The sequence below is a fragment of the Hyphomicrobiales bacterium genome (genome assembly GCA_030688605.1).
Lineage (GTDB): Bacteria > Pseudomonadota > Alphaproteobacteria > Rhizobiales > NORP267 > JAUYJB01.
Genome location: JAUYJB010000104.1, coordinates 13149 through 28321, shown reverse-complemented (window position 1 = coordinate 28321; position 15173 = coordinate 13149). Strand labels below are relative to the sequence as shown.

The following is a 15173-nucleotide window of genomic DNA, read 5'->3' as shown; positions in this document are numbered from 1 at the left end:
TCCAGCGGGCTCATTCGGCGCGTCCGCGGGGATAATTTTTCCTCTTGATTTTGCAGGCAAAAATCATAAGTTGCTGATTGCCCAAATTCGCACGTGCCTGTGGTCGCGCCAAACAAAGACGAATTGGGTTCATCGCGCGGCTTAAAGCAACGACGGTCAGGGCTTTTTTGGTCTCTGCCGGCTCTCCATCGGCCGGGGTTACTGAAGAGGCACACCTTCATTGCCGGGACGTGCGGAACAGGGTTCTCCCGTTCCAATCGTTGGCATCGATCAAGTCCGGTCCCGCGTGGCGTCCGGATCGGCTGATGCCAAACGGCGCACAGACAGGCCGCCAGTCTGCTGGCGGGGGTAGGGATCAGGCGTTCGGGCCGTTTCCATCGCGGCTTAACATCTGGGGCCCTATCCGGATTGGGACATTTGCGCGACGGGAGATGCCGCGATGACAGACCGAATCCGTGATTTTCTTGCCCAGCGACGGCCCGAGGGGCCGTGCCTCGTGCTCGACCTCGACGTCGTGCGCGAGAATTATGAGGGCTTTGCCCGCACCCTGCCGGACACCCGCATCTTCTATGCGGTGAAGGCGAACCCGGCGCCGGAAATTCTCAAACTGCTCGCCGAGCTCGGCTCCTGCTTCGATTGCGCCTCGGTTTCGGAGGTCGAGATGGTTCTCGCCGCCGGCGCGACGCCGGAGCGGATTTCCTACGGAAACACCATCAAGCGGGAGATCGACGTCGCCCGCGCGTATGCGCTCGGCGTGCGCCTATTCGCCGTCGACTGCGAGGCGGAGGTGGAGAAGATCGCCCGTTCTGCCCCCGGCGCCAAGGTGTTCTGCCGCTTCCTGTGCGACGGCACCGGCTCCGACTGGCCCTTGTCGCGCAAGTTCGGCTGCGAGCCGGAGATGGCGCCGAACATCCTGGAACACGCCCACAGGCTGGGGCTCGTCGCCCATGGCGTGTCGTTCCATGTCGGCTCGCAGCAGCGCAACCCGCAGGCCTGGAACCGGGCGCTTTCGGCGGCGGCCCGCATCTTCCGCGCCCTTGCCGAGCGCGGCATCCAGCTCAAGATGGTCAATCTCGGCGGCGGCTTTCCGGCCCACGCCATGCGCAACGTGCCGGAGGTGCGCGCCTATGGCGTCGCCATCTTCCGCGCGCTGCGCCGCCATTTCGGCAACCGCATCCCCGAGACCATCATCGAGCCGGGACGCGGCATGGTGGCCGACGCCGGCGTCATCAAGGCCGAGGTGGTGCTGATCTCGCGCAAGAGCGCCAAGGACCCGATGCGCTGGGTCTATCTCGACATCGGCAAGTTCGGCGGCCTCGCCGAGACCATGGACGAAGCGATCCGCTATCCGATCCGCACGCCGCGCGACGGCGATACGCTGGCGCCTGTCGTGCTCGCCGGGCCGACCTGCGATTCCGCCGACGTGCTTTACGAGCGGGAGCCCTACATGATGCCGGTGTCGCTGGAGATCGGCGACGAGGTGCTGATCGAGGCGACGGGCGCCTATACGCAGACCTATTCCACGGTCGGCTTCAACGGCTTCCCGCCGCTCAAGTCCTTCGTCATCTGAGGCAGCGGAAATGGTCACGATCAGAGCCCAACGCCCCGCCGATCGGGCGGCGATCGAGCGCCTGCTCGATCGGGCGTTCGGCATCGACCGGCACGAGAAAACGGCGCAGCGCCTGCGCGACGGCAGGCTGCCGGCGGACGGGCTCGCCTTCGTCGCCTCTTCGGCGGGCGAGCTCGTCGGCACGGTCAGCCTGTGGGACGTGACGGCGGGGCCGGGCCGGCCGGCCCTGCTGCTCGGCCCGGTCGCCGTCGCCGGCCATCTGCGCGGGCAGGGGATCGGCCGCAAGCTGGTGCGCCACGGCCTCAACCAGGCGGCCGCGCGCGGCCGCGGGGCGGTGATCCTTGTCGGCGATGCGCCCTATTATGGCGGCTTCGGCTTCACCCGGTCGCTGACCCGCGGCCTCGTCCTGCCGGGGCCGGTTGAAAGCGACCGCTTTCTCGGCCTGGAGCTTCAGCCGGGCGCGCTTTCGGATGCCGAAGGGCTGGTCACGGCCAGCGGCCGCATGGCGGTTCCGCCGATCCCGGCGCTGGCCGCGCCGCCGCAGCGCGTAGCGTTCCTGCTGCGCTGATCCTCCGAATCTGGCAAAAAATCGCCTCGCCGGGTGGCCGCTGCCGCCCGGGGCGGATAGTTTTGAGAACCAAAGCGAAACACGGAAGGGGGCAACATGGCGAACCGGACCAAATACGGCACAATCTCCGGTCCCATCGTGATGATCGGCTTCGGCTCGATCGGTTGCGGGACGCTGCCGCTGATCGAGCGCCATTTCAATTTCGACAAGTCGCGCTTCGTGGTCATCGATCCCGAGGACCAGGACCGCAAGCTCCTGGACAAGCGCGGCATCCGCTTCATCCACGAGGCGGTCACGCGCGCCAACCACCGCAAGTTCCTCACCCCGCTGCTGACCGAGGGCGAGGGCCAGGGTTTCTGCGTCAACCTGTCGGTCGACACCTCATCGCTCGACATCATGAAGCTGTGCCGCGAGCTCAAGGTTCTCTATATCGACACGGTGGTCGAGCCGTGGCTCGGCTTCTATTTCGACACCCATCTCGGCGCTGCGGCGCGCACCAACTATGCGCTGCGCGAGACGGTGCGGGAGGAAAAGCGGAACAATCCGGGGGGCACCACGGCGGTCTCCTGCTGCGGCGCCAATCCGGGCATGGTCTCCTGGTTCGTCAAGCGGGCGCTCATCGACATCGCCGGGGACCTGAAGCTCAAATTCGCCGAGCCCAAGAGCCAACAGGACTGGGCGCGGCTGATGCGCCGGGCCGGCGTCAAGGGCGTGCATATCGCCGAGCGCGACACCCAGCGCGCCAACCATCCCAAGCCCATGGAGGTGTTTTGGAACACGTGGTCGGTGGAAGGCTTTCTGTCGGAGGGGATGCAGCCGGCCGAGATCGGCTGGGGCACCCATGAAAAATGGCGCCCGTGCAACGCCCATGGCCAAAAGAAAGGCAACAAGGCGGCGATCTTTCTCGACCAGCCGGGCGCCAATACGAGGGTGCGCTCCTGGTGCCCGACGCCGGGGCCGCAATATGGCTTCCTCGTCACCCACAATGAGTCGATCTCGATCGCTGACTATTTCACCCTGCGGGAGAAGGGCAAGACGGTCTTTCGGCCGACCTGCCACTACGCCTATCACCCCTGCAACGACGCGGTGCTGTCGCTGCACGAGCTGTTCGGCCGCGCCGCCAAGGCGCAGGACCAGCACCACATCCTCGATGAGAACGAGATCGTCGACGGCATCGACGAGCTTGGCGTGCTGCTCTACGGCCACAAGAAGAACGCCTATTGGTTCGGCTCGCAGCTTTCCATCGAGGAGACGCGCAAGCTTGCGCCCTATCAGAACGCGACCGGCCTGCAGGTGACGTCGGCGGTGCTCGCCGGCATGGTCTGGGCGCTGGAGAACCGGGAAGCCGGCATCGTCGAGACCGACGAAATGGACTATCGCCGCTGCCTCGAAATACAGCTTCCCTATCTCGGCCCGGTCAAAGGCTATTACACCGACTGGACGCCGCTCACCGACCGTCCGGGGCTGTTTCCCGAAGACCTCGACGAAAGCGATCCCTGGCAGTTCCGGAACGTTCTGGTGCGCTGAGCGTTGTCGGCCAAGGCGTATGGGTTTCCGGGCCGCGAATCGAGCGGGAAATTTTTCGTGATCGTCCTGCCCTGACGGTGGTCTCGTCACGCGAGCCGTCTATACTTGGCGCGATTGCCGCGCCGGCCCGCATGTGGGCAAAGGACGTGGCCATGCCCCATTGCGTAGCGGGCTGAGAAAGGACGGAGAAATGGCATCGACGGGCACCGCTGTCAGCGCGCCGGCGCGCGGCGGGATCGACACGCACCTCTTGGAACGGCTGTTTGCGACGCGCGCGCAAAGCCTTTCTCTCGCCGAGCACCTGTCCGACGGCGACCAGACCGTCCAGTCGATGCCCGATGCAAGCCCCGCAAAGTGGCACTTGGCGCACACCACCTGGTTCTTCGAGGCGTTCCTGCTGCGTGATCATCTGCCGGGCTACGCGCCGTTCGACGAGCGCTATTTCTATCTCTTCAACTCCTATTACGAGCACGAAGGCGCGCGCCACCCCCGGCCGCAACGCGGCATGATCACGCGCCCCGGCGCCGACGAGGTCCGCGCCTATCGGGCGCATGTGGATGAGAGGCTGGAGCAGCTCGCCTCGAGCGTTTCCGGCAATGAGGCGGCCCTTGTGGCCGAGCGGATCGAGCTTGGCATCAATCACGAACAGCAGCATCAGGAGCTGCTGCTGACCGACATTCTGCACCTGTTCGCCCAGAACCCGCTCGAGCCCGCCTATGCGCAAGGGGCGCCGAAAAGCCTGCCCCGGACGGCGGCCGAGGCCGGCTGGCGCAGCTTTGACGGTGGCGTCGTCACCGTCGGACATGCAGGCTCGGGCTTTGCCTATGACAATGAAGTTCCGGCGCATGAGGCGCTGGTGCGCCCGTTCCGGCTGTCCAACCGGCTCATCACCAACGCGGAATGGCTTCAGTTCATGCAGGACGGCGGCTACGAGACGGCGACGCTGTGGCTGTCGGACGGCTGGGCCACCGTCAAGGCCGAGGGTTGGAAGGCGCCGCTCTACTGGCGGGAGCGCGACGGCGAATGGCGACAGATGGGCCTGTGGGGCCTGCAACCGATCGAGGACGCGGCGCCGGTCTGCCATGTGAGCTATTACGAAGCGGACGCTTTCGCCCATTGGGCGGGGAAAAGGCTTGCCACCGAGTTCGAATGGGAGTTGGCCGCCGCCGGCCTGCCGGAGAGCGGCAACACGGTGGGAACCGGCCATCTGCGCCCGCTGCCCGCCGGTCATCCCGACGGCGGCGCGCGGCAGATGTTCGGCGATCTCTGGGAGTGGACGTCCTCGCCCTACACGCCTTATCCCGGCTTCAAGCCGGCCGCCGGCGCGATCGGCGAATATAACGGCAAGTTCATGTGCAACCAGATGGTGCTGCGCGGCGGCTCCTGCGCGACGCCGGACGGCCATGTGCGGCGCACCTACCGCAACTTCTTCTATCCCCATCACCGCTGGCAGTTCATGGGTCTGCGGCTCGCCGAGGACGGCTGATGACCGTGTTGATGCTGAAACCGCGCTGCGGTGCGGAAGCGATCGACGGCACCGAGCGCTCAGGCTTCAGGGCCGCCGTGCTCGCCGGTCTCGCGCAGCCTCGAAAGTCGATCCCGAGCCGCTTCTTTTACGACAAGCGCGGCTCGGAGCTGTTCGAAGAGATCACCCGGCTTGAGGAATATTATCCGACCCGCGCGGAACTCGAGATCTACGAAACCTACGGCTCGGAGATTGCATCGCTGGCGCCGCAGATCGGCACGCTGGTCGAGTTCGGCTCCGGCTCCAGCCGCAAGATCCGCACCCTGCTCAAGGCGATGCAGGGGCTGAAACTCTATGCCCCGATCGATATTTCCGAGGAGATGCTGACCGCCGAGGCGCAGGCCCTGGCCGCCGACTTCCCGGACCTCGAAATCGTCTCCGTCCACGCCGACTTCATGGGCGAGGTGGTGCTGCCCGCGGCCGTCGCGCGGCACCAGCGGATGGCTTTCTTCCCCGGCTCGACCATCGGCAATTTCCGGCCGCGCGAGGCGCTGCAGTTCCTCGAGCGCGTCCTTGGCGTCGTCGGCGAGGAGGGGATGCTGCTGATCGGCGTCGATCTGAAAAAGGACACGAACACGCTCGTCCGCGCCTATGACGATGCCGCGGGTGTCACCGCCGCATTCAACCTCAATCTTTTGCACCGAATCAACGCCGGGCTCGGCGGCAACTTCGACTTGGCCGGCTTCGCCCATCATGTCCGCTACGACGAGGGGCGCGGCCGCATCGAGATGCACATCAAGAGCCTCAAGACGCAACGGGTCCGCATCTCGGGCCGGACCTTCGACTTTGCCGCCGGCGAGACCATCCACACCGAGAATTCGCACAAATTCACGATTCCCGAGTTCCACCTTCTTGCCCGCGCCGCCGGCTTCGCGCCGCTGCACACCTGGACCGACGGCGAGCGCCGCTTCAGCGTTCACCTGCTTGGGAAGGGCGAGCCGGCCTGATCACGCGTCGGCCGCATCAAGTGCCGATTGGGACGCCGCGATGGCCTGCCGCTCGGTCTGCAACGCGCGGCGGAACAGGTACCACGACGCGGCCGCGCTTGCCGCAAACGAGGTAGCGATCAGGCCGTAGGTAAGGCCGATTTGGAAATGGAAAAGTCCCGCGATCGCCCAGTCGAGCGATATGGAAAGCATGACGAGTTCGGTCGCGACCAGGACCGTTACGCCCAGCGCATTGAGCCAGGCGATGACGACGAGCGGCCTCGGCAAGGCCGCCGCGGGATCGGATTTGGGGAAGGCCATGATGCACCTCGCAAGGCACGAAATCGCGCGCATCGGCGCGCCGCGTCATAAGGTCGGATGCGCCGCGGGCCTGTTCAAGTAGGCGCCGAGGCCGGTCGCGAAATATTTTTGTCTGGGCGCCCGCCGCGCGGACCGCGCGTTCTCAGTCGCCGCTCGCGACGCCTTCGCGGCGCGGGTCGGAGCCGCCGAGAAGCCCTTCCGGCGCAACGCGGATGATGTTGAGCCCGCTGCTCATGACCGGACGGGCGATGTCATGGCCGCGGGCGGAGAGATCCGCTGCGAGCCAGTCCTGGGCCGTGCCTTCCTCGATCTCCAGTGGCCCGTTGCGGCTGCCGAAGGCGGCGAGCGCGGCGGCGGCCTGCGGGTCCATGCCCCAGTCGATCAAGGCGACGAGCGCCTTGACCGCGAAAAGGATGATGCGGCTGCCTCCCGGCGAGCCGAGCACGGCGTCGAGCGCGCCGTCGGGGCCGAAGACCATGGTCGGGGCCATCGAGCTGCGCGGCCTTTTTCCGCCCTGCGGCCGATTGGCGATCGGGTCGCCGGCGGCGTCCTGGGGCGAAAAGGAGAAATCGGTGAGCTGATTGTTGAGCAGGAAGCCGCCGACCATCAGGCGTGAGCCGAAGGCGGTCTCGATCGAGGTCGTATAGGAGACCGCATTGCCGTCGTTGTCGACGATGGAAATGTGGCTGGTGCCGGGCTGTTCGACGGTGGCGTCGCGGCCGGAAGGCGCAGACCGGCGGCTCGGCGGCCTGCCCGGCTCGGCGGGGCCGGAAGCCCTTTCCGGATCGATCAGCGCTGCCCGCTCGGCGAGATAGCTGGGATCGATGAGCCCGTCCGGCACCGGCACGAAGTCATCGTCGGCCATGTAGCGGTTGCGGTCGGCGAAGCCAAGTTTTTCGGCTTCGGCGATCAGGTGGACGGCGCGCGCGCTCGGCTGCGGCCCGAGATCGAAGCCGTCGAGCATCGTCAGCGTCTGCGCCACCGTAAGCCCGCCCGAGGAGGGCGGGCCCATGCCGCAAACGCGCATTGCCCGGTAGGGCACGCAGACGGCCTTGCGCGGCTTAGCGGCATAGCCGGCAAGATCGGCGGCGCTCATTTCGCTTTTCGGTTCATCGCCGGCGGCCAACGCGGCGAGGATGTCGCCGGCGATCGGCCCGGCATAGAAGGTCTGCGCGCCGTCGCGGGCGATGAGCTCAAAGGTCGCGGCGAGCGCCGGGTTCTTCAGCACATGACCGAGCGGCCAGGGCTCGCCGTCGGCGTCGAAAAACAGTTCCCGCGCCGGCAGCGAAAATGCCTCTGCGCCTGTCTCCGCCAGCAACGCATTGAGACGCGGCGAGACGCCGAAGCCGTCGCGGGCAAGCACGATCGCGTCGTCGAACAGCGCCGCCCAGGCAAGCCGCCCATGCCGCTCGTGCGCTGCCGCCAGCAAGGCGACCACCCCCGGCACGCCGACCGAAAGGCCCTTGCCGACCGCGTCGGGCCAGCGCATCGGGCTTCCGTCGGGCTTAAGGAAGCGGTTCTCTCGGGCTGCTTCCGGCGCCGTCTCGCGGCCGTCATAGGTGTAGAGCTTGCGCTCCTCAGCGTCCCAGTAGAGCAGGAAACCGCCGCCGCCGATGCCGGAGGATTGCGGCTCGACGACGTTAAGGATCATCTGCACGGTGACCGCCGCGTCGAGTGCATTGCCGCCGCGGCGCAGGACGGCGCGGCCGGCGCGTGCGGCCAGCGGATGGGCGGCGGCGACCATGAATCGCTCGGCTGAGGCCGCCGGGCCTGCCGCGCCTTGAGGCTCCAGCGCGGCGCGGTAGGTCTGCGCGGCGACCGGCATCGGGCCGCCAAGGGCATAGGCCAGCCCTGCTGCGATCAAGAATGTCCGAGTTGCCCTTGCGATCCCGACGACGGATCTCGGGAAGCGTGCGTCGTTACGAGGAGCCACCGTTGTTCTTGGCGTTCGTGCGAGCCATGGTCCTCCAGAAATCGAAAGCCGCCATGGCGAATGCGAGGGTGAGAACAACGAACAGGTCGAACTCCTTAACAAACGCCACGGTAACGGCCAGGAAGGCGAAGAAGCCGGCAAGGCTGAGAAAGGCAAGCAGTCTGTCGGTCGTCATGATGGCGTCCTTGAAGGTTCGGCGAGGGCAAGTCTATCGCGTTCTCGCAAGTCCGTCATGTCACTTCCTGTTCGTTGAGACGATCGACCAGCCAGGCGGCGGCGCGCAGCAGCCGGGCGTCGTTGGCGCGCTGCCCGACCAATTGCACGCCGATCGGCAGTCCGTGGCCACCGACGAGCAGCGGCAGCGAGACGGCCGGCGTTCCGCAAAAGGTCCACAAGGTGCAGAAGGTCGGATCGCCGGTCGTGTCGAGGCTATCGGGTGCCTCGCCGGTCGCAGCCGGCGTGATGACGGCGTCGTAACGGGAGAAGATCTCGTCGAGCCCCGCATTCAGCACCGCGCGCCAGTCCATGGCTGCCGCATAGGCGACCGCCCTGACCTCGCGGCCCTCCTCGATGATGCCACGCAGGCTTTCGGAAAGCTGGTCGCGGCCGCGCTCGTAGAGCCCCGCCAAGCTCTTGGCGATGTCGGCGAACATGATCCTGCGGTGCCAGTCCCAGGCGTCGGCGAAGATGTCCGGCAGCGCCACCTCGTCGCATTGCTCGCCGAGCGTGGCGGCGAGTTCCGCAAAGCCCTCCTGGGTGTCGCCGTCGGCCTTGTCCCAGACCGGAGTCTTGACGAAGGCGAAGGCCGGCTTCACGGGCGGCGCCTCGGCGGCGATCGTGCGCAAGGGCGGGGCCGGGCGCGGCTTAGAATCCGGGTCGCGCGCGTCGTAGCGCATCAGTGTTTCGCCGAGCAGCGCCAGATCGGCCACCGAGCGGCCGTAAACGCCGATCGTGTCGAGAAAACGGGACTGGGCGAAGACGCCGGTGCGCGGGATCAGGCCGTGGGTCGGCTTGAGGCCGAAGATGCCGCAATAGGATGCCGGCCGGATCACCGATCCGTTGGTTTGGCTGGCGACCGCCAGCGGCGCCATGCCCGAGGCGACGGCGGCCGCGGAGCCCGACGAGGAGCCGCCCGGCGTATGCGCGGCGTCATGCGGGTTCCTGGTCTTGCCGGGATGCATGAGGGCGCATTCCGTGGTCACCGTCTTGCCGAGAATGATGGCGCCGGCCTGGCGGAGCAGCGCCACGGCGGTTGAATCCTCGCTCGGCTGGCGGCCGCGGTGCAGCACGGTGCCGTTCTCCGTCGGCATGTCGGCGGTATCGAAGATGTCCTTGACGCCGACCGGAAGGCCGTGCAGCGGCCCGATCGGCCGGCCGGCCTGACGCTGTTCGTCGCGGCTGTTTGCCTGAGCGCGGGCGTGGTCCGGGTCGAGATAGGCCCAGGCCTCGACATCGCCGTCGCGCTCGGCGATGCGCTTGAGGCAGGCTTCGACGAGCTCGACCGCTCGCACCTCGCCGGAAGCGAGCTTGGGCGCAAGCTGCGCCGCGCTGAGGTCCGCGAGATCGACCTTCATGACAAAGGCCTAACGGCCGTAGAACTGCTCAGGCAGCCACATCGCGATGCCCGGGAAGATATAAAGGATCGCCATGGCCAGGACGATGATGGCGAGGTAAGGCATCACTCCCTTGAAGATCTGCACCAGCTCCACCCCGGGCGGCGAGACGCCCTTCAGGTAATAGGCCGCCATGGCCATCGGCGGTGTCAGGAACGAGGTCTGCAGGTTGAGCGCGATGAGGATGCCGAAGAACAGGGGATCGATGTTGAAATGCGGCAGCAGCGGCAGGAAGATCGGCACGAAGATGATGATGATCTCCGACCATTCCAGCGGCCAGCCGAGCAGGAAGATGATGATCTGGGCGATGATCAGGAACATGATCGGTGAAAGATCGAGGCCGAGCACGAAGTCGCTGATGAGCTGCTCGCCGCCAAGATAGGAAAACACCGAGGAAAAGGTCCACGAGCCGACGAACAGCCAGCACACCATGGCCGTGGTGCGCACCGTCAGATAGACGGATTCGCTCAGACCCTGCCAGCGCACGCCGAGCACGGCGCCGGCGAAAGGAGCGCCGAACAGCATGCCAAGGTCGAGAACGCGCAAGGTCGTGTCATTGTTGGGCAGATAGGGCTGGATCGCGAAATAGTAGAGGGCGGCGAGAGCCAGCCCGGCAAACGCGCCGGCGCCGGACAGCTTGATGAACTTGTTCTCGATGCCGCCGCCAAGACCGGCCTCGATGACCCACAGCATGGCCGTCGAGACAACCAGGGTGAGCACCGACAGGCCGACAGCGAACCCCGACCAGGTTATGGCGAAGTCCAGCAACGCCGATAATACGGGCACGGAAAGACCAAGGCTCCACAGGGCCAATTTGACCAGCGGCGTGGCGATCAGAACATACGCCGAAGTCTTTAGGGTGAGCCACAACATGTGATGCGCCGGGCTGGGCCGGGAGAGGGCGGCGAAGACCGCAACGATGGGGTCAAAGGCAATGCGGAACAAAGCCATCAGCACGATGGCGACCACGATCCACACGCCTGGCGGCCAGCCAGTGATTTGTCCGGAGAAGCCGAAAAAGACGCCGAAGAATGTGACAACGGCCAGCGTCGCAACAGCGCCATAAGCGCCGGTGCCGACGAGGGCGACCCAATTCCAAGCCTTGCCATCGAGCCGCATCCGGCTCCAAGGCGGTGGCGCTGCGGTGCCGGAAAAATAGAAGTTGAGCTGATAGAGCGAGGCGAGCACGAGGCCGCCAAGGGCGCCAATGGACGCCGCCTCGGAGGGCGTGGCAAGTCCAAACAATATGGCGCCGAGAACCGACAGAATCAGGAAGGCGAGCGGGAAGAAGGAGGCCAGCAGCATGGTGAAGATCTGCTCGCCCGTCAGGTGCGCGGTCTCCTCCGCCCTGGGCTTGGGGGCGAGCGTCGGGTCGAACCATGCCCGCGCGATAACATAGATGATGTACATGCCGGCGAGTAGGAAGCCCGGGATCATCGCGCCGGCATAGAGTTGGACGATCGAGACGCTGGACGTTGCCGCGTAGACGATCAGCATGATCGACGGAGGGATCAGGATGCCGAGGCAGCCGCCGGCGCAGATGACGCCCGCCGCGAAGCTCGTATTGTAGCGCACCTTGAGCATGGCCGGAAAGGCGAGCAGGCCCATCAGCGTCACCACGGCGCCGACGATGCCCGTCGCGGTGGCGAACAATGCGCAGGTCGTCAGCGCCGCGATCGCCATGGAGGCGGGCATGCGGCGGGAGGCGATGTTCAGGGTGTAGAACAGACGATCGATAATGTTGGCGCGCTCGACGATGTAGCCCATGAACAGAAACAGCGGCACCGCGGTGAGCACGTCATTCGACATGACCGAGTAGGTCTGGTTGACCAGAAGGTCGAATATCCGGTTATTGAAAAACCCGCCGATCCAGGTCTCCGTCAGTGTCGAGGGATCCGCGCCGGCCTCGACGGCCCGGTTGAAAGCGCGCCACATGCGGCCGGCGTCGAAATAGGCGTAGTAGCCGAAGCCGACGCCCATCGCGACCAGGGTGAAGGCAATAGGGAAGCCCAGCAGGATGATGAAGATGAAGACCCCGAGCATTGTCAAGGCGACCTGCGGATCGGTCATCGCTCGCGCCTCTCCTCAGGCTCTGCCCGACGGTCGGTCAGCACATCGACCGCTTCCGTCCCATGACGCAGCATCTCGAGTTCATGCTCCTTGAGCAGTCTGGCTTCGATCTCCTCGACATCCTCGGCGGGGCGCATCCACTTGCCGGTGCGCAGACAGACGATGCAGCGCATGACCTGGGCGATGCCCTGGAAGAAGAGGAGAATGGCGGCGGCGACCATGATCGTCTTGAACTGAAACACCGGGACGTCGGCGGGGCTGCTGACGCTGACTTCGAGAAAACGCCACGAGCGCGCCGCGTATTTCCAGCCCGCGAGCACCAGGGCGGTGACGCCGGGGAAAAAGAAGATCATGTAGAGAACCAGCTCGACCTTGGCCTGCGTGCGGGGCTTCCACAGCCGGTAGACGAAATCTCCCCGCACGTGACCGTCGCGCGAAAGCGTATAGGCACCCCCCATCATGAACAGCGTGCCGTACATGACATACGAAACGTCGAACGCCCAGGCCGTCGGGTCGTTGAGGATGTATCTGACGAAGACCTCGTAGGCGGTCCCGAACGTCATGACGATGATCGTCCAGGCGAAGGCCTTGCCAAACCACGCCGAGACGCGATCAGCGATCATGATATAGCGCATCATGGGGGGGGTTCCGCATATTCAAGCAACGACCCGGCGGCCCGCATTAAGGCCGCCGGATCGCGATGTGGAAGCTTGCCGCGGGTCAGAGCTTCAGCTTGCCCGGGAAGTAGTGCTCGTAGGCGAGCGCATAGTCGGGCGAGTTCATGAGTTCGTAGAACACGGTCCGTTCCACCCACGCGCGCTGGCTGTCCATGCAGCGCTTCATGAAGTCGTCCTTCTCCAGCTCCGCGATAAGCTCGTCCCAGGCCTTGAGCTCGGCGTCGAGGATTTCCTTCGACGTGCGATGCACGGTGACGCCGTTGTCCTTCTGCAGCGTCTCGAGGTCCTTCGAGTAGTTGTCGAGCCCCAGCGCCGTGTTCGACATGGTAATCGCCTCGACGCCGTATTGCAGGATCGCCTGCAGGTCTTCCGGCAAGCCGTCGAAGAAGTCCTTGTTGAACAGGAACTCGAACGACTCGCTCGCCTGGTGATAAGAGGAGAGAAGATAGTGCTTGGCCACGTCCTGGGAGCCGAAGCGCATGTCGGACGACGGGTTGTTGAACTCGAAGGCGTCGATCACGCCCCGCTCCATGGCCGGCACGATTTCGCCGCCGGGAAGCTGCGCGACGCTCATGCCCATCTTCTGCATCAGGTCGGCGGCGAGGCCGACCGTGCGGTACTTGAAGCCTTGAATTTCCGCCACCGTCGTCACCGGGTTCTTGAACCACCCGAACGGCTGGGCCGGCATCGGGAAGCCGTAGAAGCCGTAAACGTTCAGCCCCATGATGTCCTGGGTCAGCTCCTTGTAGAGCTCCTTGCCGCCGCCCTGGTAGAACCAGGCCAGCATGTTCAGGGCAGTGCCGCCCCAAACCGGGCCGGTACCGAACAGCGAAGCCGCCTTGTGCTTGCCGTACCCGTAGACCGGCACCGTGTGCGCCGCGTCGAGTACGCCGTCATTGACGCCGTCGAGCACCTGAAAGGCGCCGACCACGGCACCGGCGCTCAGTAGATCGACCTTGAGCCGGCCGCCGGACATCTTCTCGACGCGCTCGACATACTCCCGGGCGAAGTCCATCCAGATGTCCGAAGCAGGCCAGGACGTCTGCATTTTGCAAACGACGGGTGCCTGCGCGGTAACGACTGCCGGCATGGCGAGCGTGCCGGCGGCGGCGCCGGCGGCAATCGCGCCGCCCTTCAGAAACTTGCGGCGTGATACTTTGGATTTCTTGGCTGTAACCATATCTCTAAATCCTCCCTTATCGGCTTTCCAATCCACTGCGGTCAGATTCTTCCGATGCTACCGGAACCCAAGCTAGAGGGCACTAGACATCTGGTTTGAACGAGATTTTCAACCGGTGACATTGTCGCAAGCAAGTCGCGGAATGTCGATGCCAAGGCTACCCTCCCTTTCTTGGACTGTGGCCAAACTCTGCTGTCGGCGCAAGCCCAATGCAGTGGACGGACTGCTTCTTGCGCTAAAAAAACCCATTCGGAGCGCACTATGGGTATTTTCATGCAACATTTCTCGCAAAAGGAAAATATGTTTTTCCACTGCCCTGCGAATGGCGGCGATGCCGTTGCGCGTCCGTATGCGGCATTGGGGCCGGGTCGGCGCGCCGTGGCGGAAAAGGGGAAGGGGGCCGCTCATGAAGCGAAAAGCCATCCGGGTCCGAAGACGGGAGGCGTGCCTGCCATGACCGGGTTTGCCAACGTCAAAGCCTGCCTGTTCGACGCCTACGGCACCTTGTTCGACGTCCATTCGCTGGTCGGCCGGGTGGCCGAATCGCTCGGCGACAAGGCTCAAACCGTCTCCAGCGCCTGGCGCGACAAGCAGCTGCAATATACCTGGCTGCGCAGCCTGATGCGCGCCCATGCCGATTTCTGGCAGGTGACCGGCGAGGCGCTCGACTATGCGCTCGGTCTCAACGGCATCGACGATGCCGCCATTCACCATGAATTGATGCAGGCCTATCTGACGCTTGACGCCTACGCGGACGTGGCGCCGGCGCTTGATGAGCTGAAGCGTCGCGGGTTCAAAACCGCGATCCTGTCGAACGGCAGCCCGCACATGCTTAGCTCCGCCGTTGCATCGGCCGGCATCGGCGATGCCCTCGACGCGGTCCTGTCGGTGGAGGATGTCGGCGTCTACAAGCCCGACCCGCGGGTCTACCGCATGGCCGCCGACAGATTCGCGGTCGAACCGCATCAGCTCTGCTTCGTCTCCGCCAATGGCTGGGACGCCGCCGGCGCGGCGCATTTCGGTTTGCGGGTCGCCTGGCTGAACCGCTTCGGCCAGAAGCCCGAGAGGCTTCCGGGCAAACCCGGCGCGGTGATCAAAGGGCTTGACGCCCTGCCGCCGCTGCTCGCCGCATAACCCCTTAACAGGACAGGCCGAAGGCGTTCCTCGACTGGGCTTGTGCTCGGCCCCTCATGGGCCTTTAATGGCGACGCGCCAAAGCCTTCAAGCCGTCGTCGAAAAAGGGGCGCAGCGACGCCAAAGGGT

General features: G+C 65.3%; 13 protein-coding genes. 6 read left to right on the top strand and 7 right to left on the bottom strand.

Annotation, left to right across the window (positions count from 1 at the left end; all coding sequences use genetic code 11):
• The first annotated feature begins 439 nt into the window (after positions 1 to 439).
• From Q8P46_11330 to egtD, 5 genes are all read left to right on the top strand, one after another.
• Positions 440 to 1570 (top strand): type III PLP-dependent enzyme, encoded by a 1131-nt coding sequence (locus Q8P46_11330; protein ID MDP2620746.1) that lies wholly within the window; start codon positions 440 to 442, stop codon positions 1568 to 1570.
• 10 nt (positions 1571 to 1580) lie between these two features.
• Positions 1581 to 2138, top strand: a complete 558-nt coding sequence (locus Q8P46_11325) for an N-acetyltransferase (protein ID MDP2620745.1) — start codon at positions 1581 to 1583, stop codon at positions 2136 to 2138.
• A gap of 96 nt (positions 2139 to 2234) precedes the next feature.
• Positions 2235 to 3665, top strand: coding sequence for a homospermidine synthase (locus Q8P46_11320; protein MDP2620744.1), 1431 nt, complete (start codon positions 2235 to 2237; stop codon positions 3663 to 3665).
• 190 nt (positions 3666 to 3855) lie between these two features.
• Positions 3856 to 5151 carry an ergothioneine biosynthesis protein EgtB gene (gene egtB / locus Q8P46_11315; protein MDP2620743.1) on the top strand — a complete coding sequence of 432 codons (1296 nt, stop codon included), beginning with the start codon at positions 3856 to 3858 and terminating at the stop codon, positions 5149 to 5151.
• Positions 5151 to 6137, top strand: a complete 987-nt coding sequence (gene egtD / locus Q8P46_11310) for an L-histidine N(alpha)-methyltransferase (GenBank protein ID MDP2620742.1) — start codon at positions 5151 to 5153, stop codon at positions 6135 to 6137. The genes egtB and egtD overlap by 1 nt, the downstream gene beginning before the upstream one ends.
• On the opposite strand, the gene Q8P46_11305 is transcribed toward egtD, so the two are convergent.
• The 7 genes from Q8P46_11305 to Q8P46_11275 all read right to left on the bottom strand — a co-directional run bounded on the left by Q8P46_11305 (position 6138) and on the right by Q8P46_11275 (position 13910).
• Positions 6138 to 6437 carry a hypothetical protein gene (locus Q8P46_11305; protein MDP2620741.1) on the bottom strand — a complete coding sequence of 100 codons (300 nt, stop codon included), beginning with the start codon at positions 6435 to 6437 and terminating at the stop codon, positions 6138 to 6140.
• 142 nt (positions 6438 to 6579) lie between these two features.
• On the bottom strand, positions 6580 to 8301 hold the full coding sequence (gene ggt, locus Q8P46_11300) for a gamma-glutamyltransferase (protein ID MDP2620740.1): 1722 nt from the start codon (positions 8299 to 8301) through the stop codon (positions 6580 to 6582).
• Between the two features lie 55 nt (positions 8302 to 8356).
• A complete protein-coding gene (locus tag Q8P46_11295) occupies positions 8357 to 8545 on the bottom strand; it encodes a hypothetical protein (GenBank protein ID MDP2620739.1) in 189 nt (62 codons plus the stop codon).
• Between the two features lie 55 nt (positions 8546 to 8600).
• Positions 8601 to 9944: an amidase gene (locus tag Q8P46_11290; GenBank protein MDP2620738.1), complete on the bottom strand. Its 1344-nt coding sequence runs from the start codon at positions 9942 to 9944 to the stop codon at positions 8601 to 8603.
• Between the two features lie 9 nt (positions 9945 to 9953).
• Positions 9954 to 12053: a TRAP transporter large permease subunit gene (locus Q8P46_11285; GenBank protein MDP2620737.1), complete on the bottom strand. Its 2100-nt coding sequence runs from the start codon at positions 12051 to 12053 to the stop codon at positions 9954 to 9956.
• Positions 12050 to 12691, bottom strand: coding sequence for a TRAP transporter small permease subunit (locus Q8P46_11280; protein ID MDP2620736.1), 642 nt, complete (start codon positions 12689 to 12691; stop codon positions 12050 to 12052). Before Q8P46_11280 ends, Q8P46_11285 begins: the two co-directional genes overlap by 4 nt.
• An 82-nt stretch (positions 12692 to 12773) precedes the next feature.
• The gene (locus Q8P46_11275) at positions 12774 to 13910 is read right to left on the bottom strand and encodes a TRAP transporter substrate-binding protein (GenBank protein MDP2620735.1); all 1137 of its coding nucleotides are present in this window, start codon (positions 13908 to 13910) and stop codon (positions 12774 to 12776) included.
• Positions 13911 to 14363: 453 nt separating this feature from the next.
• Between Q8P46_11275 and Q8P46_11270 the strand changes: the two genes are divergently transcribed.
• The gene (locus Q8P46_11270; protein MDP2620734.1) at positions 14364 to 15044 is read left to right on the top strand and encodes a haloacid dehalogenase type II; all 681 of its coding nucleotides are present in this window, start codon (positions 14364 to 14366) and stop codon (positions 15042 to 15044) included.
• Positions 15045 to 15173 lie beyond the last annotated feature (129 nt).

What these genes read in the sequence shown, in the direction of transcription:
- Q8P46_11325 (MDP2620745.1), top strand. Translation starts at nt 1,581, where the DNA reads ATGGTCACGATCAGAGCCCAACGCCCCGCCGATCGGGCGGCGATCGAG.
- egtD (MDP2620742.1), top strand. Translation starts at nt 5,151, where the DNA reads ATGACCGTGTTGATGCTGAAACCGCGCTGCGGTGCGGAAGCGATCGAC.
- Q8P46_11280 (MDP2620736.1), bottom strand. Translation starts at nt 12,691, where the DNA reads ATGATGCGCTATATCATGATCGCTGATCGCGTCTCGGCGTGGTTTGGC.
- Q8P46_11285 (MDP2620737.1), bottom strand. Translation starts at nt 12,053, where the DNA reads ATGACCGATCCGCAGGTCGCCTTGACAATGCTCGGGGTCTTCATCTTC.
- Q8P46_11330 (MDP2620746.1), top strand. Translation starts at nt 440, where the DNA reads ATGACAGACCGAATCCGTGATTTTCTTGCCCAGCGACGGCCCGAGGGG.
- egtB (MDP2620743.1), top strand. Translation starts at nt 3,856, where the DNA reads ATGGCATCGACGGGCACCGCTGTCAGCGCGCCGGCGCGCGGCGGGATC.
- Q8P46_11270 (MDP2620734.1), top strand. Translation starts at nt 14,364, where the DNA reads ATGACCGGGTTTGCCAACGTCAAAGCCTGCCTGTTCGACGCCTACGGC.
- Q8P46_11320 (MDP2620744.1), top strand. Translation starts at nt 2,235, where the DNA reads ATGGCGAACCGGACCAAATACGGCACAATCTCCGGTCCCATCGTGATG.
- Q8P46_11275 (MDP2620735.1), bottom strand. Translation starts at nt 13,910, where the DNA reads ATGGTTACAGCCAAGAAATCCAAAGTATCACGCCGCAAGTTTCTGAAG.
- Q8P46_11305 (MDP2620741.1), bottom strand. Translation starts at nt 6,437, where the DNA reads ATGGCCTTCCCCAAATCCGATCCCGCGGCGGCCTTGCCGAGGCCGCTC.
- Q8P46_11295 (MDP2620739.1), bottom strand. Translation starts at nt 8,545, where the DNA reads ATGACGACCGACAGACTGCTTGCCTTTCTCAGCCTTGCCGGCTTCTTC.
- Q8P46_11290 (MDP2620738.1), bottom strand. Translation starts at nt 9,944, where the DNA reads ATGAAGGTCGATCTCGCGGACCTCAGCGCGGCGCAGCTTGCGCCCAAG.